The organism is Pseudomonas sp. CH235 (genome assembly GCF_004368175.1).
In the GTDB taxonomy this organism is placed as follows: Bacteria; Pseudomonadota; Gammaproteobacteria; order Pseudomonadales; family Pseudomonadaceae; genus Aquipseudomonas; species Aquipseudomonas paraglycinae.
The window spans coordinates 34,817-56,793 of record NZ_RRZJ01000019.1 but is presented as its reverse complement, the minus strand read 5'-3'; the positions used below and the strand labels follow the sequence as shown (position 1 = coordinate 56,793).

Annotated in this window: 17 protein-coding genes; 5 read left to right on the top strand and 12 right to left on the bottom strand. The window is 60.1% G+C overall.

All coding sequences use genetic code 11. The features are described from left to right. Positions 1–4 precede the first annotated feature (4 nt). Entirely contained in the window at positions 5–2,695 is a 2,691-nt protein-coding gene (locus EIY71_RS19175) for a DEAD/DEAH box helicase (protein WP_134022739.1), read from the top strand. A 41-nt stretch (positions 2,696–2,736) separates the two neighbouring features. Here EIY71_RS19175 and EIY71_RS19170 read toward each other — a convergent pair whose 3' ends face one another. The 3 genes from EIY71_RS19170 to EIY71_RS19160 form a co-directional block, all read right to left on the bottom strand. Then, the gene (locus EIY71_RS19170) at positions 2,737–3,474 is read right to left on the bottom strand and encodes an S-methyl-5'-thioinosine phosphorylase (RefSeq protein ID WP_007953033.1); all 738 of its coding nucleotides are present in this window, start codon (positions 3,472–3,474) and stop codon (positions 2,737–2,739) included. A 12-nt stretch (positions 3,475–3,486) separates the two neighbouring features. Continuing rightward, entirely contained in the window at positions 3,487–4,497 is a 1,011-nt protein-coding gene (gene nagZ / locus EIY71_RS19165) for a beta-N-acetylhexosaminidase (protein ID WP_134022737.1), read from the bottom strand. Positions 4,498–4,655: 158 nt separating this feature from the next. After that, on the bottom strand, positions 4,656–5,363 hold the full coding sequence (locus tag EIY71_RS19160; RefSeq protein ID WP_007953037.1) for a TetR/AcrR family transcriptional regulator: 708 nt from the start codon (positions 5,361–5,363) through the stop codon (positions 4,656–4,658). 230 nt (positions 5,364–5,593) lie between these two features. On the opposite strand from EIY71_RS19160, the gene lexA reads away from it, so the two are divergent. Both lexA and sulA read left to right on the top strand, forming a co-directional pair. Next, complete coding sequence (gene lexA, locus EIY71_RS19155) at positions 5,594–6,202, top strand: transcriptional repressor LexA (RefSeq protein ID WP_007953044.1); 609 nt, start codon at positions 5,594–5,596, stop codon at positions 6,200–6,202. Between the two features lie 10 nt (positions 6,203–6,212). Further along, on the top strand, positions 6,213–6,686 hold the full coding sequence (sulA, locus tag EIY71_RS19150) for an SOS-induced cell division inhibitor SulA (RefSeq protein WP_085748343.1): 474 nt from the start codon (positions 6,213–6,215) through the stop codon (positions 6,684–6,686). Positions 6,687–6,772: 86 nt separating this feature from the next. On the opposite strand, the gene EIY71_RS19145 is transcribed toward sulA, so the two are convergent. The 7 genes from EIY71_RS19145 to EIY71_RS19110 form a co-directional block, all read right to left on the bottom strand. Beyond that, entirely contained in the window at positions 6,773–7,006 is a 234-nt protein-coding gene (locus EIY71_RS19145; RefSeq protein WP_007953047.1) for a hypothetical protein, read from the bottom strand. A 106-nt stretch (positions 7,007–7,112) separates the two neighbouring features. Continuing rightward, the gene (locus EIY71_RS19140; RefSeq protein WP_134022735.1) at positions 7,113–7,637 is read right to left on the bottom strand and encodes a DUF6586 family protein; all 525 of its coding nucleotides are present in this window, start codon (positions 7,635–7,637) and stop codon (positions 7,113–7,115) included. A gap of 171 nt (positions 7,638–7,808) precedes the next feature. After that, positions 7,809–10,439, bottom strand: coding sequence for a type I DNA topoisomerase (topA, locus tag EIY71_RS19135; RefSeq protein WP_007953057.1), 2,631 nt, complete (start codon positions 10,437–10,439; stop codon positions 7,809–7,811). A gap of 114 nt (positions 10,440–10,553) precedes the next feature. Further along, positions 10,554–10,790, bottom strand: coding sequence for a DUF1653 domain-containing protein (locus EIY71_RS19130; protein ID WP_007953059.1), 237 nt, complete (start codon positions 10,788–10,790; stop codon positions 10,554–10,556). A gap of 99 nt (positions 10,791–10,889) precedes the next feature. After that, a complete protein-coding gene (gene fadA, locus EIY71_RS19125) occupies positions 10,890–12,065 on the bottom strand; it encodes an acetyl-CoA C-acyltransferase FadA (RefSeq protein WP_134022733.1) in 1,176 nt (391 codons plus the stop codon). 29 nt (positions 12,066–12,094) lie between these two features. Further along, positions 12,095–14,242 (bottom strand): fatty acid oxidation complex subunit alpha FadB, encoded by a 2,148-nt coding sequence (gene fadB, locus EIY71_RS19120; RefSeq protein WP_134022732.1) that lies wholly within the window; start codon positions 14,240–14,242, stop codon positions 12,095–12,097. Positions 14,243–14,782: 540 nt separating this feature from the next. Next, on the bottom strand, positions 14,783–15,220 hold the full coding sequence (locus EIY71_RS19110; RefSeq protein WP_102688103.1) for a hypothetical protein: 438 nt from the start codon (positions 15,218–15,220) through the stop codon (positions 14,783–14,785). A gap of 103 nt (positions 15,221–15,323) precedes the next feature. Between EIY71_RS19110 and EIY71_RS19105 the strand changes: the two genes are divergently transcribed. Next, positions 15,324–15,761 carry a universal stress protein gene (locus tag EIY71_RS19105; RefSeq protein ID WP_011335197.1) on the top strand — a complete coding sequence of 146 codons (438 nt, stop codon included), beginning with the start codon at positions 15,324–15,326 and terminating at the stop codon, positions 15,759–15,761. 76 nt (positions 15,762–15,837) lie between these two features. Here EIY71_RS19105 and EIY71_RS19100 read toward each other — a convergent pair whose 3' ends face one another. Next, positions 15,838–17,760 (bottom strand): ATP-binding cassette domain-containing protein, encoded by a 1,923-nt coding sequence (locus tag EIY71_RS19100; RefSeq protein ID WP_102718167.1) that lies wholly within the window; start codon positions 17,758–17,760, stop codon positions 15,838–15,840. 215 nt (positions 17,761–17,975) lie between these two features. Between EIY71_RS19100 and EIY71_RS19090 the strand changes: the two genes are divergently transcribed. Beyond that, a complete protein-coding gene (locus EIY71_RS19090; RefSeq protein WP_134022730.1) occupies positions 17,976–19,904 on the top strand; it encodes a transglycosylase SLT domain-containing protein in 1,929 nt (642 codons plus the stop codon). A gap of 93 nt (positions 19,905–19,997) precedes the next feature. Here EIY71_RS19090 and EIY71_RS19085 read toward each other — a convergent pair whose 3' ends face one another. After that, positions 19,998–21,791 (bottom strand): ABC transporter transmembrane domain-containing protein, encoded by a 1,794-nt coding sequence (locus EIY71_RS19085; protein ID WP_166673437.1) that lies wholly within the window; start codon positions 21,789–21,791, stop codon positions 19,998–20,000. Positions 21,792–21,977 lie beyond the last annotated feature (186 nt).

Sequence of the window (21,977 nt, the reverse complement as noted above, 5' to 3'; positions counted from 1 at the left end):
CCTTATGCCCCCGCCACTGAGTAAACCGCTGGCCTCCTCCTGGGTCAGCCGATTCAAGGAACAAAGCCTGGAACGTGGCCGCCGCTACGCGCTGGAAAACCGGGTGCGATTCGTACAGGTCGGCGACGCGACCATTACCGCCAGCTGCGAAGGCTCTGGCGGTAACGTCTACCGTCAGACGATTCATCTGCGCGAGTCAGCCAAAGGCACGCTGCTGATGGTCGACGCCACCTGCACCTGCCCAGTCCACAGCAACTGCAAACACTGTGCGGCGGTATTGCTGCAAGTGCAGGAAACCCTCGAATACCCCGCCGCCGCCAAAGACGCCGAACTGCTGGAAAAACTCCAGGCCGTCCTGGAAAACCGCAGCCCGAAGGCGCCACCGCAAGTGCTGGTGGACAATGTGCAACCGGTACCGCGCCTGTGGCTGGCCAGCGTCGAATTCAGCGCGTTCGAACCGCGCAACGGCAAGATGCAGCGCTACATCCAGCACCGTGCGGCGCTGTCCTTCAGCTATCTCGACGAATACGTCAGCGGCCAGAAGAACAGCGACATTCTGATTCGCCAGGAAGCCCAGACCTTGCGGGTCAAACGCCACCCGGACGTCGAACAAAGCTACCGCGAGCAGCTGCGAATTCTCGGCTTCCGCATCGCCACCCGGCAGAGCAAGGCCCTGCCGGAAAGCGCCGGCGAACTCTACGAGATGGTCAACGACAGCGCCTGGCTGACGTTCACCCTCAACGATCTGCCGAAACTGCGCACCCAAGGCTGGGAGCTGTTGGTCGACGATGAATTCGGTTTCGACCTGACCGCCGTCGACGACTGGTACGCCACTGTCGAGCAGACGCCGGAACGCGACTGGTTCGATCTGGAGCTGGGGATCATCGTCAACGGTGAGCGCCTGAGCCTGCTGCCGATCCTGCTCAACCTGATGCGCTCGCACACGGAAATACTTAATCCGGAACGTCTCGCCCGCCGTCGCGACGATGAGCTGATTCTGGTGAACATCCCGCAACGCAACAGCGAGCACGGACCGTTGCAAGTCGCCCTGCCCCTCGGCCGGCTGAAACCGGTACTGGCGACCCTTGGCGAGTTCTATCTGCAGGAGCCGGGCGAAACCACCCTGCGCCTGAGCAAGGCCGACGCCACGCGCCTGAATTCGCTGGAAGGTATTCCGCTGCTGTGGGAGGGTGGCGAGCAGATTCGCAGCTTCGCCCAGCGCTTGCGTGATATCCGCGATTACAGTGCCAAAGCACCGAAGGGGTTGAATGCGACGCTGCGTCCTTATCAGCTCGAAGGCTTGAGCTGGATGCAGTCGCTGCGACAACTTGAAGTCGGCGGGATTCTCGCGGACGACATGGGCCTGGGCAAAACCCTACAGACACTGGCGCATATTCTCAGCGAAAAGAACGCCGGGCGTCTGGATCGGCCGTGCATGGTGGTAATGCCCACCAGCCTGATTCCCAACTGGCTCGACGAAGCGGCGCACTTCACGCCACAGCTCAAGGTTGTCGCGCTGTACGGTGCCAGCCGTAAAAAGCATTTCGAGCATCTGGCCGACTACGACCTGATCCTCACGACCTATGCGCTGCTGCCCAAGGATGTCGAGCGTCTGGCCCAGCAGCCGCTGCACGTACTGGTGCTCGACGAAGCGCAGTACATCAAGAACCCGAACAGCAAAGCCGCCCAGGCTGCCCGTGAACTCAATGCACGCCAGCGCCTGTGCCTGAGCGGGACGCCACTGGAAAATCACCTGGGCGAACTGTGGTCGCTGTTTCACTTCCTGCTGCCCGGCTGGCTCGGCGACGTCAAAAGCTTCAACGCCGATTACCGCGTGCCGATCGAAAAGCGCGCGAGCGAAGTCAGACTTCAGCACCTCAACGGTCGGATCAAACCGTTCCTGCTGCGCCGCACCAAGGAGCAGGTTGCGACCGAGCTGCCGCCGAAAACCGAAATCATTCATTGGGTCGAGCTCAACGAAGCCCAGCGCGACGTGTACGAAACCATGCGCCTGGCCATGGATAAAAAGGTTCGCGACGAGATCACCCGCAAAGGCGTGGCCCGCAGCCAGATCATCATCCTCGAGGCGCTGCTCAAGCTGCGGCAGGTCTGCTGCGACTTGCGCCTGGTCAACGACGCCACCCTGCCCGCTCGCGGCAGCACATCGGGCAAGCTCGACAGCCTGATGGAAATGCTCGAGGAGTTGTTTGAGGAAGGCCGGCGGATTCTGCTGTTCTCGCAGTTCACGTCGATGTTGTCACTGATCGAGGACGAGCTGAAAAAACGCAATGTCGCCTATGCGCTGCTGACGGGACAGACTCGGGATCGGCGAACGCCTGTGAAGGAATTCCAGAGCGGCAAGCGTCAGATCTTTCTCATCAGCCTGAAAGCTGGCGGTGTGGGCCTGAACCTGACGGAAGCGGACACGGTGATTCACTACGACCCGTGGTGGAACCCGGCGACCGAGAATCAGGCAACCGACCGCGCGTATCGTATTGGTCAGGAGAAGCCGGTGTTTGTCTACAAGATGATTGCCCGGGGCACGGTCGAGGAGAAAATTCAGCTTCTGCAGAAGGAAAAGTCCGACCTGGCGGCCGGCGTGCTGGATGGGCGCAAGGCCGGGGACTGGAAGCTGCAGAGTGATGATATCGAGGCACTGTTTGCGCCGTTGCCGGACAAGTTTGAAAAGCGCTGAGATCCTCAGCGCTTTTCATTCAAGTCATTGCGGAGCCAGAATCAGCCCTTGAGTACGCGCGCCAGCGTCGACTTCACCTTGCCCATGCCATCGTGCAATGCCTGCTCGATCTCGGCCATGGTGATCACTTCAGTGGTCTTGCCCGCCGCCGGGTTCACCACCAGAGACAGGCAGGCGTAATCCAGATCCAGCTCACGGGCCAGCGCCGCTTCCGGCATGCCGGTCATGCCGACGATGTCGCAGCCGTCACGCTCCAGACGCACGATCTCGGCCACGGTTTCCAGACGCGGGCCCTGTGTGCAGGCGTAAACGCCCTGATCGCTGTACTCGCAACCTTCAGCGGCCAATGCAGCAATCAGTTGCTGACGCAGCGGTTCGCTGTAGGGAAAGCTGAAGTCGATGTGTGTGACATGTTCCAGGTCATCGGCGAAATAGGTGTGCTCGCGACCGCTGGTGTAGTCCACGATCTGATGCGGCACGCAGAAATGTCCGGTGCCCATTGCAGGATGAATCCCACCCACGGCGTTGACCGCGATGATCGCTTCGGCTCCGGCCTGCTTCAACGCCCACAGGTTGGCGCGGTAGTTGACCTTGTGCGGCGGGAAGCGATGCGGGTGACCGTGACGAGCGAGGAACAGCACTTCCTTGCCGGCGTACTCACCAATCTGAACCTCGGCCGATGGCGCGCCATAAGGCGTGTCCACCGCCAGCGACTGACGAATGCTCAGGCCTTCCAGCTGGGTCAGGCCAGTGCCGCCGATGATTGCGTAAACCGTCATAACGAAAAATCCTTAATCGATCAGTTGAGCGTCTTTGAGCGCGCCGACAGCGGTCAGCCAGCGCGGATCCTGACGGTATTGGGTGTTGGCGAACGCCTGACCGCGCATACGTGCGATACGCGGCGACGGCTTGACCTTAATGCGCTGCGCGGCGCTCAGGGCCAGTTCGGCGGCCGCGCGATCGTTGCACACCAGGCCCATGTCGCAACCGGCACTGAGTGCCGCTTCGATACGGCTGGCGGCGTCGCCAACCACGTGCGCGCCGGCCATCGACAGGTCATCGCTGAAGATAACGCCGCCGAACTGCAGCTCGCCGCGCAGGATGTCCTGCAACCAGCGCCGGGAGAAACCGGCGGGCTGTGCGTCGACTTGCGGATAAATCACGTGAGCCGGCATGACGGCGGCCAGTTGCTTGCTGAGTCTGGCGAACGGCACGAGGTCGTTGGCGCGGATCTCTTCGAGGCTGCGCTCGTCGTTGGGGATTGCGACGTGGGAGTCGGCTTCCGCCCAGCCATGGCCAGGGAAATGCTTGCCGGTGGCGGCCATGCCGGCGCTGTTCATGCCTTTGATGAATTTGCCGGCGAGTAGCGCGGCGCGCTCCGGGTCGCCTTCGAACGAACGGGTGCCGACGACGGCGCTGCGCTGGTAATCCAGATCCAGCACCGGCGCGAAGCTCAGGTCGAGGCCGACCGCCAGCACTTCGGTGGCCATGATCCAGCCGCACTGCTCGGCCAGATACTCGGCGTTCGGGTTATCAGCAATGGCGCGCATGGCCGGCAAACGGACGAAGCCCTGACGTAGGCGCTGGACGCGACCGCCCTCCTGATCCACCGCCAGCAGCAAGTCCGGACGAATGGCACGGATCGCCGCACTCAGTTCGCGCACCTGGCGCGGATGCTCGATGTTGCGGGCAAAGATGATCAGGCCGCCCACTTCGGGCTGGCGCAACAATTGGCGATCTTCGGCCGTCAGCCAGGTACCGGCGACGTCCACCATCAACGAGCCTTGCAGGCCAGCAGTCATAGAGATTCCTTGAAAACGAAAAACCCGTCGCCCACGAAATCACCACCTGAGGCATTGCCCGGCGGGTCGGTGATTTCAATGAGAAACGGGTTCAGAACGAGAGTCGACATGGGCGGCTAGCTTAGCGGATGTCAGCTGCCGCGCCCACCCATGGACGGTTAAACCTTGGCAGGTGCCGGTGCGGACTTGCTGCGTGGTCGCAACTGCGCGGTGGCCATGGCCGTGTCGGTGACGCCGGTTTCGGCACGCATGCCGGCAGCCAGAAACGGCACCATCAGACGCATCACCTGCTCAATGGAGGTGTTGACGCCGAAGTCGGTTTCGGCAATCGCGCGCAGGGCTTTGATACCCGACATGCTGAATGCTGCGGCACCGAGCATGAAGTGCACGCGCCAGAACAGTTCGATCGGAGGAATTCGCGGGGCGGCTTCGTTCACCAAGAGCATGTAGCGACGGAACACCTTGCCGTACATGTCTTCCAGATAACGGCGCAAGTGGCCCTGGCTCTGACTGAATGCCAGACCGAGCAGGCGCATGAAAATCGACAGATCGTTGCCGCTGCGTGGCTGAACCACCAGCGCTTGCTCGACGAGGATTTCCAGCAGCTCTTCGAGCGAAGGCTTGTTCTCTGGCTTGGCCTGGCGGCGCTCCAGCTCTTTGTCGAGGCTGATGCAGAACGGACCGAGGAAGCGCGAGAAAACCGCCTGGATCAGCGCCTTCTTCGAGCCGAAGTGATAGTTCACCGCAGCGAGGTTGACCCCTGCCTTGCTGGTGATCAGACGCAATGAGGTTTCAGCGAAACCTTTTTCCGCGAACAGCTGTTCTGCAGCATCAAGAATGCGTTCAACGGTTTCCGACTGGGCCATGGCTACTCCGCCTGACAAACACTTGTTTGAAACATACGTTTCAGCCTATGCCTTGTCAAGCCTGCCAGTTCGTTTTGGGAATGGTCGGTCAGTTATTTAACCACAACAAGGACGCCACATTAATCAGCGTCGTCACTGACCGTCCGGCGGCATGGCAAAAAACGATCATTGCCAAGACTGCTTCACTGTATATAATCCCAGTCACTGTATAAAAAGACAGAGCGATCAATATGCTTAAGCTGACGCCACGCCAAGCCGAGATTCTGGCCTTTATCAAACGCTGCCTCGAAGACAACGGCTACCCGCCGACCCGTGCGGAAATCGCTCAGGAACTGGGTTTCAAATCGCCCAACGCGGCCGAAGAGCACCTCAAGGCGCTCGCTCGCAAAGGCGCAATCGAGATGACTCCCGGTGCCTCTCGCGGCATTCGCATCCCAGGCTTCGAAGCCAAGGTCGACGAATCCACCCTGCCGATCATCGGTCGAGTGGCTGCCGGCGCGCCGATTCTCGCCCAGCAGCACATCGAAGAGTCCTGCAACATCAACCCCGCCTTCTTCCATCCACGCGCCGACTATCTGTTGCGCGTCCACGGCATGAGCATGAAGGACATCGGCATTTTCGACGGCGACCTGCTGGCGGTTCACACCACCCGCGAGGCGCGCAACGGTCAGATCGTGGTTGCGCGGATCGGCGACGAAGTTACCGTCAAACGCTTCAAGCGTGACGGCAGCAAAGTCTGGCTGATTGCCGAAAACCCCGAGTTCGCCCCTATCGAAGTCAACCTGAAAGACCAGGAACTGGTGATCGAAGGCTTGAGTGTCGGCGTCATCCGCCGCTAAAGGAGGCTTTATGCAGTTCCCACACGTACCTCAGCAAACACAACTGCCGTTGTTCGAGGCATTTCTGGCGCAGCCCCTCGCCCCCATCCTCAAAGATGTCGTCGAGCGTCCGTGGAATACCGAACCTGAAGCGTTCAGCGAGCTGTCACTGCGCGGCGCGACCGGGAACTGCCTGAGCCTGCTGGCACCGATTCTTCGCGAACTGAGCGAGGATCAGGACGCACGCTGGCTGACCCTGATTGCACCGCCTGCCAGCCTGACCCAGACCTGGCTACGGGACGCAGGATTGAATCGCGAACGCATCCTGCTGTTACAACCGCGCGGCGCTCAAAGCGCCCAGCAACTGGCCTGCGAAGCATTACGCCTGGGCCGCAGCCACACGGTCGTCACGTGGCTGAACACACTGAGCGCAGGGTCACGGCAACAGCTGATCAGCGCCGCCCGCACCGGGGACGCTCAAAGCCTGAACATTCGTTTGGGGTGATTCAGCAACAATGCGCGCCATGTAAAGCGCAGGGCTTCTCCAGGGATAGAGAAGCCGATCTGGAGCAGTAACTGACAGACAGCGGATCAATGAAGAACCCGCGGCCCCTCATCCTTATCGAATTCGCCTTCAACCATACGCCCCGCCATTTGCACGCCGACGCTCAACATCGCCTTGGCAATTTCAACGTGCTGGCCCTGCAGAAACGCCTTGGCATCCTCGGAGAAATCCAGAGTCACCAGAGAACCCTCGTCCTCGGCTCTGCGCAGTTCGATTCGGCCGTCTGGTAGCTCGACAATTTCTAGAAAGGACGTTGGCATATAGGTCTGTTCTCCACGAAAGGCAGGGATTATATAGACATCATTCAGGCTTCGCTCGGGATCTTGACCAGCAGCACGCCTCTCGTCGCCGCCAGTCCAAAGTTCCTCAGCACTCGTTCAAGCCTTCACGGAAGCGAATCGCCAGCCCTTTGAGGTTCTGCCGCCAGCTCTCGAGCTCTTGGCGGCTCAGCTCTTCAACCACCTCTTCTTCATCCAGATTCACGGTCTGAATCAACGGCTGCGTCACATCGCCCTTCGGTTTGTGTGGCACCCGTGGTGGCTGAAACAGCGCCGAGTGCGCAGCCAGCAATTTAGCCAGCCAAGTCTCCGGGTTGCCTGCCAGCTCAATCATTTCCGCCAGCTCTGGAATGGCAATCGACTCCAGCACTTCGCGGGTCAGCAAGGCTTCCGCCCGCGACGCATTGGCTTGCGGCAGACGGTAGAAGCCGGCGATTTCATGACACAGCCCCAACAACGCACCGTAGAGATGAAACAGTGCGGATTCGCGCCCGGCCTGAATCAGCGCCAGCGAATTCATCGCCCGCCCCTCTTCGGCCCTGGCCAGCGCTTCCAGCGACAAACCCGCGAAATAGATCTTCTGATTGGTACGGGTATAGAGCTCGTGGGCCATGTCGGCACTCTCCACAACGAAATAATTGCTTCACACAGGCCGGACAGTGTCATGGATCAGCCGATCCGACCGCAAGCATTAAACAAAAAGGCCGCATGAAAACCCGAAGGTTGTCATGCGGCCTTTTGTGTTGAAGATACCCAGTCAGGACACCTTCAGATCAACGCCTGCTCAAGCCTTGGCTTTCGCCGGACGCTTGTCTTCAACCGTCCACTTGCCACCGTCAAAGAACGCTTTCCAGCCTGTCGGCTTGCCGTCGACTTCGGTCTGAACGTATTGCTCCTTGGTCTTGCGGCTGTAGCGGATCACGGCTGGCAGACCATCCGGATCCTTCTGCGGCGCTTCACACAGGAAGTGATACTTCGGATCGATCTCGTCCTTGTGCGGCAGAATCTCGATCACCAGCGGAGCACGGGTCTCGCGGTTTTTCGGGAACTGACTGGCCGCCAGGAACAGGCCGGACGCACCGTCACGCAGGATGTAGGTGTCGTTGACCTTCTCGCATTTCAGCTCAGGCATCTTCACCGGATCCATCTTCGGCGGCGCCGCATCACCGCTCTTCAGCAGCTTGCGGGTGTTCTTGCACGTCGGGTTGGTGCAACCGAAGAACTTGCCGAAACGGCCGGTCTTGAGCTGCATCTCGCTGCCGCACTTGTCGCATTCCAGGCTCGGACCTTCGTAGCCCTTGATGCGGTAGCTGCCTTCTTCGATTTCGTAGCCGGCGCAATCAGGGTTGTTACCGCAGATGTGCAGCTTGCGCTTCTCGTCGAGCAGGTAGGCGTCCATCGCTGTGCTGCAGATCGGGCAGCGATGCTTGCCGCGCAGTACCAGGGATTCCGACTCACCCTCGTCATCCGCCGCGATTTCGTCGCCCGGCACCAGGTTGACGGTGGCCTTGCAGCGCTCTTTCGGCGGCAGGCTGTAGCCCGAGCAGCCGAGGAACACGCCGGTCGATGCAGTACGGATCTGCATTGGACGGCCGCAAGTGGTGCATGGAATATCGGTCATCACCGGCTGGTTGGCACGCATGCCGGCTTCCGGATTCTCCGCCACTTCGAGTTTTTTCTTGAAGTCGCCGTAGAACTCGTCCAGCACGTTTTTCCAGTCGCGCTCGCCCTGAGCCACGTCATCGAGATTCTCTTCCATGCCGGCGGTGAAGCCGTAGTCCATGAGATTCGAGAAGCTTTCCGACAGACGCTCGGTAACGATGTCGCCCATCTTTTCCGAATAGAAACGACGGTTGTGCAGGGTCACGTAGCCGCGATCCTGAATGGTCGAGATGATCGCTGCGTAGGTCGAAGGACGACCGATGCCGCGCTTTTCCATTTCCTTCACCAGGCTGGCTTCCGAATAACGGGCCGGCGGCTTGGTGAAGTGCTGGGACGGATCGAGCTTGATCAGCTTCATCACGTCGCCCTGCGCCATGTCGGGCAAAACGTCGTCATCGCCAGGCTTGGTGATTTGCGGCAGCACGCGGGTGTAACCGTCGAACTTCAGAATGCGACCCTTGGCGCGCAGCTCGAAGTCGCCGGCAGCGACGCTGACGGTGGTCGACAGGTATTGCGCCGGCAGCATTTGGCAAGCCAGGAACTGGCGCCAGATCAGCTCGTAGAGGCGCTCAGCGTCGCGCTCCATGCCGGCCAGCTTGGCTGGCGTGGTGTTGGCGTCAGACGGACGAATCGCTTCGTGAGCCTCTTGTGCGCCTTCCTTGCTGCTGTAGACGTTCGGCGACTCTGGCAGGTACTTCTTGCCGAATTCGGTTTCGATGTAATCGCGCGCCATCGCCACGGCATCAGCCGAGAGGTTGGTCGAGTCGGTACGCATATAAGTGATGTAGCCGGCTTCGTAGAGACGCTGGGCCATCATCATGGTTTTCTTCACACCGAAGCCCAGGCGGTTGCTCGCGGCCTGTTGCAGCGTGGAGGTGATGAACGGTGCCGACGGCTTGCTGCTGGTCGGCTTGTCTTCACGCTTGACGATGCTGTAGCTGGAGGATTTTAGCTTCTCCAGCGCGGCCGTGGCCTGCGCTTCGTTCAGTGGTTTGAAGGCTTCGCCTTTCTCGCGAGCCACTTCGAAACGCACGGTCGAACCTTTGGCGGTGCCGAGATCGGCATGCACTTCCCAGTACTCTTCCGGGTTGAACGCACGAATCTCACGCTCACGCTCCACCACCAGTTTCACGGCAACCGATTGCACGCGACCGGCAGACAGGCCACGAGCGATCTTGGCCCACAGCAGCGGCGAGACCATGTAGCCGACGACGCGGTCGAGGAAACGACGGGCCTGCTGCGCGTTCACTCGATCAATGTCGAGTTCGCCCGGCTCCGAGAAGGCTTCCTGAATCGCCTTCTTGGTGATTTCGTTGAACACCACGCGCTTGTAGCGGCTGTCGTCACCACCGATGGCTTCGCGCAGGTGCCAGGCAATGGCTTCCCCCTCGCGATCCAAGTCGGTTGCGAGATAGATGGTGTCAGCATCCTTGGCGAGCCGGCGCAGCTCTTCGATGACCTTTTCCTTGCCCGGGAGGATCTCGTACTTGGCTTTCCAGCCATGCTCGGGATCGACACCCATGCGCGAGACCAACTGCTTGCGCGCCTTCTCTTTCGGCGACAGCGCTGGCGCTTCGCCCGCAGCAGCCTTGCCGCGCTTGGCGGCAGGCTCCTTGCTGGCGCTAGCCGAACCGCTGGTGGGCAGGTCTCGGATATGGCCGATACTCGACTTCACCACGTATTGGTTGCCCAGATACTTGTTGATGGTCTTGGCCTTAGCCGGGGATTCCACAATGACCAGCGATTTGCCCATGGATCAGAAAATTCCTGAATTCTAGAAGTGAAAGGCGGTTGGCGCCTGACGCGGCACCGCTATATATAGTGGCTACAAGGTGAGGTCAAGCGCAGGGTTTTGCGCGCACTCGCCTTACGGCTTCGAAAAAAGGCTCGGTTCGGCTTGCACCAAAGCAAAGCGTGGGACCTGCTCCCCGTCAACCTCGACGGACTCCAGGAACATGCTCAAGGGACGCACCCAAAAGCCGTAATCGCCATACAGGGCTTGGTAAAAGACCACTTCTTCTTCGGTCTCGGAATGCCGCGCAACACTGAATACGCGGTACTGCGGACCTTTGTAATGTTGGTAGAGCCCAGGTTGTATCGGCATGCTTCGGCCCTCACTCAAATTTTTTCAAAATAAAAACAAAAATAAATCCGCAAAAACAAAAACCGGGGCACTTGGCCCCGGCTTCCATCGACGAGACGCTTAAACGCGTTCGAAGACGGTGGAGATGCCTTGGCCGAGGCCAATGCACATGGTGGCCACCCCGAAGGTGCCGCCATTCTGCTTCATCACGTTCAGCAAAGTGCCGGAAATACGGGCACCGGAGCAACCGAACGGGTGACCCAGGGCGATCGCGCCGCCGTGCAGGTTAACCTTCTCATTCATCTTGTCGAGCACTTTCAGGTCTTTCAGCACTGGCAGGGCCTGTGCGGCGAACGCTTCATTGAGCTCGAAGTAGTCGATATCGTTGATACCCAGGCCGGCACGTTTCAGTGCTTTCTGAGTAGCCGGTACCGGACCATAGCCCATGATGGCCGGGTCCACACCCGCTACCGCCATCGAGCGAATCACGGCCAGAGGCTGGATGCCCAGGTCTTGCGCACGCTGTGCCGACATCACGATCATGCACGAAGCACCATCGGTGATCTGCGACGAAGTACCGGCCGTTACGGTGCCGCCCTTTGGATTGAACGCCGGCTTCAGAGCCGCCAGACTTTCCAGGGTGGTTTCCGGACGAATGGTTTCGTCGTAGTCGAAGGTTTTCAGGAAACCGTTCTCGTCGTAACCCTGCATCGGGATGATTTCGTCCTTGAACTTGCCTTCCACAGTCGCCTTGTGGGCCAACTGGTGGGAACGCACGCCAAAGGCGTCCTGCTGTTCGCGAGTGATGCCGTGCATTTTGCCCAGCATTTCAGCGGTCAGGCCCATCATGCCCGAGGCTTTCGCCGCGTACAGGGACATGTGCGGGTTCGGATCGACACCGTGCATCATGCTTACGTGACCCATATGCTCGACGCCGCCAACCACGAACACGTCACCGTTACCGGTCATGATCGCTTGCGCAGCAGTGTGCAGCGCGCTCATCGACGAGCCGCACAGACGGCTGACGGTCTGGCCGGCCGAGGTGTGCGGGATCTGGGTCATCAGCGACGCCATGCGCGCGATGTTCCAGCCTTGTTCCAGGGTCTGGTTCACACAGCCCCAGATCACGTCCTCGACTTCGGCAGGATCGACCTTGGTGTTGCGTTCCAGCAGTTTGCTGATCAGGTGCGCCGACATGTCTTCGGCGCGGGTGTTGCGGTGCATGCCGCCCTTGGAGCGGCCCATCGGAGTACGACCGAAGTCGACAATCACGACGTCTCTAGGATTCAAGCTCATAAGTTCACTCTCACTCTAGTTGGGGGCGCTTAACCGAAGAAGCTCTGGCCGTTCTTGGCCATTTCGCGCAGCTTCGCGGTCGGGTGGTACAGCGCGCCCAAATCAGCGTACTGGTCGGCCAGGGCAACGAACTCGGCAACACCGATCGAGTCGATGTAGCGCAGCGCACCGCCACGGAATGGAGGAAAACCAATACCGTAGACCAGACCCATGTCGGCTTCGGCGGCGGTTTCGACGATGCCGTCTTCCAGGCAACGCACGGTTTCCAGGCACAGCGGGATCATCATCCAGTTGATGATGTCTTCGTCAGTGACTTCGCGCTGCTCGTAGACGATCGGCTTGAGCACTTCCAGTACCGACGGATCGGCGACTTTCTTCTGCTTGCCTTTCTTGTCGGCCTCGTAGGCATAGAAGCCCTTGCCGTTCTTCTGACCCAGACGCTTGGCTTCGTAAAGCACGTCGATGGCCGAACGACGGTCGTCCTTCATCCGGTCCGGGAAGCCTTCAGCCATTACGTCGCGACCGTGGTGGCCGGTGTCGATGCCGACCACGTCCATCAGGTACGCCGGGCCCATCGGCCAGCCGAATTTTTCCATGATCTTGTCGATACGGACGAAGTCCACACCGGCGCTGACCAGTTTGGCGAAACCGCCGAAGTACGGGAACAGTACGCGGTTGACCAGGAAGCCCGGGCAGTCGTTGACGACGATCGGGTTCTTGCCCATTTTCTTGGCGTAGGCAACGGTGGTGGCGATGGCCAGCTCGCTGGACTTCTCGCCACGGATCACTTCCACCAGCGGCATCATGTGCACCGGGTTGAAGAAGTGCATGCCGACAAAGTTTTCCGGACGCTTGAGGGCCTTGGCCAGCAGGCTGATGGAAATGGTCGAGGTGTTGGACGCGAGGATGGTGTCCTCTTTGACCTTGTCTTCGACTTCCGCCAGAACGGCTTGCTTGACTTTCGGGTTCTCGACCACGGCCTCAACGACCAGGTCGACGTGACCGAAATCGCCGTAGGACAGCGTAGGACGAATGCCGTTGAGCACTTCAGCCATTTTCGCGGCGGTCATGCGGCCTTTATCAACGCGACCGACCAGCAGCTTGGCGGCTTCAGCCAGACCTTGCTCGATGCCGTGCTCGTTGATGTCCTTCATCAGGATCGGCGTACCTTTGGAAGCCGACTGATAGGCGATACCGCCACCCATGATGCCGGCGCCCAGTACGGCAGCCTGCTTCACGTCTTTGGCGATTTCGTCATAGGCCTTGGCCTTTTTCTTCAGTTCCTGATCGTTCAGGAACAGACCGATCAAGCTCTGCGCGGCAGAGGTCTTGGCCAGTTTCACGAAACCTGCGGCTTCGACTTCCAGCGCCTTGTCACGACCGAAGTTCGCGGCTTTCTGGATGGTCTTGATCGCTTCAACCGGGGCCGGGTAGTTCGGGCCGGCCTGGCCAGCCACGAAACCTTTGGCGGTTTCGAAAGCCATCATTTGTTCAATGGCGTTCAGCTTGAGCTTTTCCAGCTTAGGCTGGCGCTTGGCCTTGTAGTCGAACTCGCCGGAGACGGCGCGCTTGATCAGCTCAAGGGCGGCATCCTGCAGTTGTTCAGGGGCAACCACGGCATCGACGGCGCCGACTTTCAGCGCGTCTTCAGGACGGTTTTCCTTGCCGGCGGCGATCCACTCGATGGCGTTGTCGGCACCGATCAGGCGCGGCAGACGCACGGTACCGCCGAAGCCCGGGTAGATGCCCAGTTTGACTTCCGGCAGACCGATCTTGGCCTTGGTCGACATGACGCGGTAGTCCGCTGCCAGGCACATTTCCAGACCGCCGCCCAGGGCGATGCCGTTGATCGCGGCAACGGTCGGAACGTTGAGGTCTTCGAAATCGCTGAAGATCTTGTTGGCTTCGAGATTGCCAGCAACCAGCTCGGCATCCGGCAGCTTGAAGTTGTCGACAAATTCGGTGATGTCGGCGCCGACGATGAACACGTCCTTGCCACTGCTGACGATCACGCCCTTGATCGAAGCATCTGCCTTGATGGTGTCTACGGCCTGACGCAGTTCGTTCAGGGTAAGACGGTTGAACTTGTTGACGGACTCACCCTTGAGGTCGAATTTCAATTCGACGATGCCACTTTCAAGAGCTTTAACCGTGATGGCTTTACCTTCGTAAATCATCAACTGATCTCCACGATATGGAAGCTGAACAGTACACGTCGGACGCAGGCAAATGGCTCGGCAGGACGTTTTTTCGTCGATGCTGACACTCATCCACCCGGCACACCCGCCAACGCGATAGTCGGGATTCTGTAGGAGCAGTCTGCAATACAAACGCTCAATTCATACGCCCGTTTGATTTGGGTACGCCACCTTCACGGAATTTCCGACAATTGTCAATCGCCCTAAATACGGGTTGAAATTCGACTTTGCGGTCATTTCTGTAGGACGCAGCCCGGCCACACACGCTTGCATGTGAGGGCATTCATAAGATTAATAGTTAGAAAAGTCGCCCTAATTCGCCGCAAGCCTTGTTTAACAGGCTACGCTGGCTGGACTACGAAGGAAAACAGGCGCAGATTTGCTGACCGGATGACGTCGGTTCAACGCCAAAAAGAATTTCCGGCCTGCCTGGCCAACCCCGCCCGATGAATCATGTCGGGCTTTTTATTGCGCGTCTGCCGGACGTTTCGCACCGTTGCAGCGCGAAAAGTCCGCAAGTCATGCCAGCGCTTTCAGCGTGGCATCAATCTCCAGCAAAACCGACGCATCGCCCTTCTCGCCCCAATAGAGAGCGATCATCTGCTTGTCCGCCTCGACTTTGAAAACGTTGCCCGGCAATTTCTCGAAATGATTCAGCAGCAGTGGATCCTCACAAACTTCCTGCCATTGATTCACCCAAACCCCCGGGGATTTCTGCCAATACGTCCAGCACGCCGGCTGCTTGCCACGGCGTGGCCGATGGTATTGCGCGCACGGGTTTGGCGGCTCCTGAGACATCCAGTGCGGCCACTCCTGAGGCGCCAGCTGCATGGCCAGACCGATGCGCCGGGCCTCGGTGCGCAAGGCTATCCGGCCACTCTGTGCACGTGACGGACGCAACCACGCCAGCGGACTCAACACCACCAGCAGGATTGACACCACCAGCCAGACCGTCATATCTCTACTCCCGTTTTGTCATGAGCCCATTGCGTCACTTTGGAACCAATGCGCTTGAAACCAGCCATACTTAACAATATTGATCCCTCACGAGGAGCACCTCATGCCCTACCACCATATCCTGGTCGCCGTAGATCTGACCGAAGAGTGCGACCCTGTGATCCACCGCGCCCGAGAGCTGTCGGTGAGCAATGGCGCCAAGCTGTCGCTGGTGCATATCGTCGAACCGATGGCCATGGCCTTCGGCGGTGACGTACCGATGGATCTGTCACAACTGCAACAACAGCAATTCGATCAGGCCAAGGAACGCCTTGAACGCCTGAAGCACAAGTACACCGAGCTCGAAGGCGCCAACTGCCACCTGACCTACGGCCAGCCGCGTCAGGAAATCCACCATTTCGCCAAGGAACAGCAATGCGACCTGATCGTGGTCGGCAGCCATGGCCGGCATGGTCTGGCGCTGTTGCTGGGCTCGACCGCCAACGACGTGCTGCACGGCGCACCGTGCGATGTGCTGGCGGTGCATCTGGTCAAGCGCTGATCCCAGGCACTTGTGAAAAGCTAAAAAAGCCCGACGCCCATCACTGGACGCCGGGCTTTTTCATACATTGAAACAATCAGGTGTCCAGTTCGGCCCAACGCTCCACCAGTGCATCCAGCTCGGCCTGCAACTGCTCCAGAGAAGCGATCACCTTGGCCGTCTCGGCCGGCGGACGCTGATAGAAGCCGGCCTCGGCCATTTCAGCCTCGACAGCAGCAATCTGCTGTTCTTTAGCGTCGATGTCGCCCGGCAGCGCTTCCAGCTCGCGCTGAAGCTTGTAGCTCAACTTCTTCTTCGCAGCCGGTGCCGCAGCAACCGGCGCGGCAACCGGAGCCGGTTCGGCAGTGACCACTGCCGAGTTCAGGTCGGCCTTGCCGGACTTGCTTTCGGTCACGCCCAGCAGACGCGGCGAGCCGCCCTGACGGATCCAGTCCTGATAGCCACCGACGTATTCGCGGACCTTGCCTTCGCCTTCGAAGACCAGAGTGCTGGTCACCACGTTGTCGAGGAATGCCCGATCGTGGCTGACCATCAGCACCGTGCCGTTGAAGGTCAGCAGCACTTCTTCGAGCAGCTCGAGGGTTTCCACGTCGAGGTCGTTGGTGGGTTCGTCGAGTACCAGCAGGTTCGCCGGCTTGCTGAACAATTTGGCCAGCAACAGACGCGCACGCTCGCCACCGGACAACGCCTTCACCGGCGTGCGGGCACGCTGCGGGCTGAACAGGAAGTCGCCGAGGTAGCTCAGCACGTGGCGGCTCTGGCCGTCGATATCGATGAAGTCGCGACCTTCGGCGACGTTGTCGATCACGGTCTTTTCCAGATCCAGCTGATGACGCAACTGGTCGAAGTAGGCCACGTCGATCTTGGTGCCCTCTTCCACTTTGCCGCTGGTCGGTTGCAGACCGCTGAGCATCAGTTTCAGCAGGGTGGTCTTGCCGGTACCGTTGGCGCCGAGCAGGCCGATCCGGTCGCCGCGTTGCAACACCATGGAGAAGTCGCGGATCAGGAACGGGCCGCCCGGATGCGCGAAGCTCACGTTATCCAGCACCATCACCTGCTTGCCGGACTTCTCCGCTGTTTCCAGCTGGATGTTGGCCTTGCCGGTGCGCTCACGACGCTCGCTGCGCTCCACGCGCAATGCTTTCAGCGCACGTACGCGGCCTTCGTTACGGGTGCGGCGGGCCTTGATGCCCTGGCGAATCCACACTTCTTCCTGGGCCAGACGCTTGTCGAACAGCGCGTTGGCGGTTTCTTCGGCCGCCAGTGCGGCTTCTTTATGAACGAGGAAACTGGCGTAGTCGCCGTTCCAGTCGATCAGGCCACCCCGATCCAGTTCGAGGATGCGGGTGGCAAGGTTTTGCAGGAAGGAACGGTCGTGCGTGATGAACAGCACGGCGCCCTGGAAATCCTTCAGCGCTTCTTCAAGCCAGGCAATCGCACCGATGTCCAGGTGGTTGGTCGGTTCGTCGAGCAGCAGCAGATCCGGCTCGGACACCAGCGCCTGCGCCAGCAGCACACGACGACGCCAGCCGCCGGACAGTTCGGCGAGGGTCTTGTCGGCCGGCAATTGCAGGCGGCTCAGGGTGCTGTCGACCAGGGTCTGCAAGCGCCAGCCATCGCGGGCTTCGAGGTCGTGCTGAACGTGCATCAGCTTGTCCAGATCGGCATCGGTGACGATGTTCTGGCTCAGGTGATGGTATTCGGCGAGCAAGGCGCCGACGCCGTCGAGGCCTTCGGCAACCACGTCGAACACTGTCCGCTCGTCGGCCACCGGCAATTCCTGTGGCAATTCACCGATTTTCAGACCGGGGGCACGCCACACCGAGCCGTCATCAGGCTTCTGGTCGCCCTTGACCAGTTTCATCATGCTGGATTTGCCAGTGCCGTTGCGGCCGATGATGCACACCCGCTCACCACGGGCGATCTGCCAGGACACCTTGTCCAACAACGGCATCGCGCCGAATGCAAGGGACACATCGCTGAATTTGAGCAGGGTCATGAGCTTCTCCAAAAACCGGGCGCGCATTCTACCTGAATCGGGGCCCGAGCAGGCCGGCAATTTCGCCGCTGACGCACTCTGCACAACAATTGTTGCGAACTTGTGCTGCAAGGCCGGCAAAGCTTTCGCCGCCTGCTGGCAAAAGGCTAAGCTACAGACAATTCAGTGCGGGTTTTGGGCCGGCACTTGTCATGATTTCTCTGCCCGGATGTCTCATGCGCAGTCGCCTCTTCAGTGTTTTGTCATGTTTGCTGCTTTCCGCCGCTGCCGTTCAATCCGCCCAGGCGGTGGACCTGTCCACCCAACGCCAGTATTACGATGAAGCCAAGCGCGCCCTGGCCAAGGGCGACACCGGCCCGTATTTCCGTTACAGCCAGGCCCTCGCCGATTATCCGCTGGAGCCGTACCTCGCCTACGACGAGCTGACCGCCCGGCTGAAAACCGCCAGCAACGCGGAGATCGAAAAATTCCTCGCCGAACACGGTGACCTGCCCCAGGCCAACTGGATGAAACTGCGCTGGCTGCGCTGGCTGGCCGATCGCGGCGACTGGGCGACGTTCGTCAAGTATTACGACCCCAAACTGAATTTCACCGAACTGGACTGCCTCAACGCGCAGTACCAGATCAGCCACAACAAGAAGGCCGAGGGCTACACCAACGCCGAGAAACTGTGGCTGACCGGTAAATCCCAGCCCGCCGCCTGCGATGCGCTGTTCGGAATGTGGGCCGCCGAAGGTCAGTTGACCGAACAGAAACGCTGGGAACGCGCCAAACTCGCCGCCCAGCACCGCAACTATCCGCTGGCCAACAGCCTGGTCAACGGCCTGACCACCCTCGCCCCGCGCGGCCGCCTGCTGGTGGACGTGGCGCAGAAACCGGAATTGCTCAACCAGCCGTCGCGCTTCACGCCGGCCGATGAACCGATGTCGGACGTGGTCAGCCTCGGCCTGCGCCGCCTCGCGCGTCAAGACCCGGACAAGGCCATGGCCCTGCTCGACGGTTATGCCAGCAGCATGCATTTCTCCCGCGATGAAAAAGTCGCGATCGCCCGGGAAATCGGCCTGACCCTCGCTCGGCGTTTCGACAGCCGCGCGCTGGATGTGATGACCAAGTACGACCCGGAACTGCGCGACAACACCGTGTCCGAATGGCGCCTGCGACTGCTGCTGCGCCTGGCGCGCTGGGACGACGCCTATCAACTGACCCGCCGTCTGCCGCAGGATCTGGCGACCACCAACCGCTGGCGCTACTGGCAGGCCCGCAGTCTGGAACTGGCACAACCGCAAAACCCGGAAGCGCAGACGCTGTACAAAAATCTATCGCGGGAGCGGGATTTCTACGGCTTCCTCGCCGCCGACCGCTCGCAATCGCCGTACTCGCTGAACAACAAGCCGCTGGTGCTCAGTCAGGCGCTGATCAACAAGGTGCGCAACACCCCAGGCGTGCGTCGTGCGCTGGAGTTCCACGCCCGTGGGCAGATCGTCGACGGCCGCCGCGAGTGGTATCACGTCAGCCGGCATTTCAGCCGCGACGAAATGGTCGCCCAGGCGAAACTGGCCTACGACCTGAAATGGTATTTCCCGGCGATCCGCACCATCAGTCAGGCGCAGTACTGGGATGATCTGGACATCCGCTTCCCGATGGCCCACCGCGACACTCTGGTGCGCGAAGCCAAGGTGCGCGGCCTGCATTCGAGCTGGGTGTTCGCCATCACCCGTCAGGAAAGTGCATTCATGGACGACGCCCGCTCCAGCGTCGGCGCCAGCGGCCTGATGCAACTGATGCCCGGCACCGCCAAGGAAACCGCGCGCAAGTTCAGCATTCCATTGGCCTCGCCACAGCAGGTGCTCGATCCGGATAAAAACATCCAGCTCGGCGCCGCTTACCTGAGCCAGGTGCACAGCCAGTTCAACGGTAACCGCGTGCTCGCCTCCGCCGCCTACAACGCCGGCCCCGGCCGCGTGCGCCAGTGGCTGCGTGGCGCCGACCACCTGAGCTTCGACGTGTGGGTGGAAAGCATCCCGTTCGACGAAACCCGCCAGTACGTACAGAACGTGCTGTCCTACTCGGTGATCTACGGCCAGAAACTCAACTCGCCGCAACCGCTGGTGGACTGGCATGAACGGTATTTCGACGATCAGTGATCGGGGCGTGTTTCGCCGATAGATCGACGTAAACAAAAATGCCCGCATCGAGAGATGCGGGCATTTTTTATGGCGCTCTACTGGGTCGGTTACTTAATCGGTTACTTGGTCGGTCGAAGCCTGATGACCATCACTGAACTGCAACGCCGCCAACCGCGCATACAACGGATTACTCGCAATCAGCTCCTGATGCGTGCCGATCGCCACCAGTTTGCCCTGATCCATCACCGCGATCCGGTCGGCGTTTTTCACCGTGGCCAAGCGGTGGGCAATGACCAGTGTGGTGCGGTTTTGCATCAGGCTCGGCAGCGCTTGCTGGATCAGGTGTTCGCTCTGGGCGTCGAGGGCGCTGGTGGCTTCGTCAAGCAAGAGGATCGGTGCATCCACCAACAGCGCCCGGGCGATGGCCAGGCGCTGGCGTTGGCCGCCTGACAGGCCGAGGCCGCCGTCGCCCAGGTGGGTCTGGTAACCGTCGGGCATCTGTTCGATGAAGTCGTGGGCGTGGGCAATTTTCGCAGCTTCCCGCACCTGCTCCAGCGTGGCGGTCGGGCAGCCGTAGCGAATGTTCTCTTCGACACTGCCGAAAAACAGCGCCGGAGTTTGCGAGACCAACGCGAAGCAACGACGCAGGTCCAGCGGATCAAGGCTCGTCAGCGGCACGCCATCGATCAGGATCCGTCCTTCCCGGGGATCGTAGAAACGCAGCAACAAGTCATACACCGTGGACTTGCCCGCGCCGGACGGCCCTACGAGCGCGAGGGTTTCGCCGGCGTTGATCGTCAGACTCAAGCCATCGACGGCGAGGCTTTCGGGACGCGAAGGGTAGGAAAAACGCACTTCCTGCAGTTCCAGCTCGCCTTTGACCCGTTCCGGCAGCGTCACTAGTCCCGTGGCCGGTGGCTGAATAATGTTCTCCGACCGCAGCAGCTCCGCAATTCGCTCGGCGGCGCCGGCCGCTCGCTGCAACTCGCCAATCACTTCGCTCAACGTGCCGAACGCACTGCCAACAATCAGGCTGTAAAACACGAACGCCGCCAGTTCCCCCGCCGAAATCCGCCCGGCAATCACGTCCATGCCGCCAACCCACAACATCACCGCGACGGCGCCGAGCACCAGCACGATCACCAGCGTGATCAGCCAGGCCCGCTGGAAAATCCGTTTGCGCGCGGTTTCGAACGCCTGCTCGACAGTACTGGCGAAACGCTCTTCATCCTGCACCTGATGGTTGTAGGCCTGTACGGTCTTGATCTGGCCAAGAGTCTCCGAAACATAGCTGCCAATGTCAGCGATCCGGTCCTGACTCAGCCGGGAGAGGTTACGCACGCGGCGGCCGAAAATCAGGATCGGCGCAATTACCAGCGGTAGTGCGATCACCACGATGCTGGTGAGCTTGGGGTTGGTGATGAACAGCAGCACCACCCCGCCGATGACCATCAGCAAATTGCGCAGGAACAGCGACAGCGACGAGCCGATCACCGATTGCAGCAGCGTGGTGTCAGCGGTCAGCCGCGACTGGATTTCCGAGCTGCGGTTGTCCTCGTAAAACCCGGGATGCAGGTACACCAGATGGTTGAATACCTGTCGACGGATGTCCGCCACCACGCGCTCACCGATCCACGACACCAGATAAAACCGCGCAAACGTGCCGACCGCCAGGCCGAATACCAAAAGCATGAACAGGCCTATGGATTGATTGAGCAGGTGCGGCGACTGGGTCATGAAGCCTTGATCGACCAGCAACTTGATGCCCTGCCCCATCGACAGGGTAATGCCGGCCGTGACGATCAGCGCGAGCAGTGCGCCGAAGGCCGGCCAGCGATAAGGAGCAAGGAAATGACTGGTCAGGCGCAAGGCCCGGCGGTGGCGCGAGGAAAGCATCGGGATCATTCAGATTCACGTCGTGTGCTGATGGATAGGGCCAGCCTACAGACTCAAATGGGGTGGAACTCTGTAAATCACAATGAGTCAGGTTAAATATGACCGGTCCGACTACTCCCTAGATGCTATTGGTCTAAGGTCCGGGTTGAGACAGACGGTCATTTCTGTTTGAGTGGAGATGCCGTTCCGGACCGA

What these genes read in the sequence shown, in the direction of transcription:
- EIY71_RS19140 (WP_134022735.1), bottom strand. Translation starts at nt 7,637, where the DNA reads ATGGCCCACGAGCTCTATACCCGTACCAATCAGAAGATCTATTTCGCG.
- EIY71_RS19175 (WP_134022739.1), top strand. Translation starts at nt 5, where the DNA reads ATGCCCCCGCCACTGAGTAAACCGCTGGCCTCCTCCTGGGTCAGCCGA.
- nagZ (WP_134022737.1), bottom strand. Translation starts at nt 4,497, where the DNA reads ATGACTGCTGGCCTGCAAGGCTCGTTGATGGTGGACGTCGCCGGTACC.
- EIY71_RS19105 (WP_011335197.1), top strand. Translation starts at nt 15,324, where the DNA reads ATGCCCTACCACCATATCCTGGTCGCCGTAGATCTGACCGAAGAGTGC.
- topA (WP_007953057.1), bottom strand. Translation starts at nt 10,439, where the DNA reads ATGGGCAAATCGCTGGTCATTGTGGAATCCCCGGCTAAGGCCAAGACC.
- EIY71_RS19110 (WP_102688103.1), bottom strand. Translation starts at nt 15,220, where the DNA reads ATGACGGTCTGGCTGGTGGTGTCAATCCTGCTGGTGGTGTTGAGTCCG.
- fadB (WP_134022732.1), bottom strand. Translation starts at nt 14,242, where the DNA reads ATGATTTACGAAGGTAAAGCCATCACGGTTAAAGCTCTTGAAAGTGGC.
- EIY71_RS19130 (WP_007953059.1), bottom strand. Translation starts at nt 10,790, where the DNA reads ATGCCGATACAACCTGGGCTCTACCAACATTACAAAGGTCCGCAGTAC.
- lexA (WP_007953044.1), top strand. Translation starts at nt 5,594, where the DNA reads ATGCTTAAGCTGACGCCACGCCAAGCCGAGATTCTGGCCTTTATCAAA.
- EIY71_RS19145 (WP_007953047.1), bottom strand. Translation starts at nt 7,006, where the DNA reads ATGCCAACGTCCTTTCTAGAAATTGTCGAGCTACCAGACGGCCGAATC.
- fadA (WP_134022733.1), bottom strand. Translation starts at nt 12,065, where the DNA reads ATGAGCTTGAATCCTAGAGACGTCGTGATTGTCGACTTCGGTCGTACT.
- EIY71_RS19160 (WP_007953037.1), bottom strand. Translation starts at nt 5,363, where the DNA reads ATGGCCCAGTCGGAAACCGTTGAACGCATTCTTGATGCTGCAGAACAG.
- EIY71_RS19085 (WP_166673437.1), bottom strand. Translation starts at nt 21,791, where the DNA reads ATGATCCCGATGCTTTCCTCGCGCCACCGCCGGGCCTTGCGCCTGACC.
- EIY71_RS19170 (WP_007953033.1), bottom strand. Translation starts at nt 3,474, where the DNA reads ATGACGGTTTACGCAATCATCGGCGGCACTGGCCTGACCCAGCTGGAA.
- EIY71_RS19090 (WP_134022730.1), top strand. Translation starts at nt 17,976, where the DNA reads ATGCGCAGTCGCCTCTTCAGTGTTTTGTCATGTTTGCTGCTTTCCGCC.
- EIY71_RS19100 (WP_102718167.1), bottom strand. Translation starts at nt 17,760, where the DNA reads ATGACCCTGCTCAAATTCAGCGATGTGTCCCTTGCATTCGGCGCGATG.
- sulA (WP_085748343.1), top strand. Translation starts at nt 6,213, where the DNA reads ATGCAGTTCCCACACGTACCTCAGCAAACACAACTGCCGTTGTTCGAG.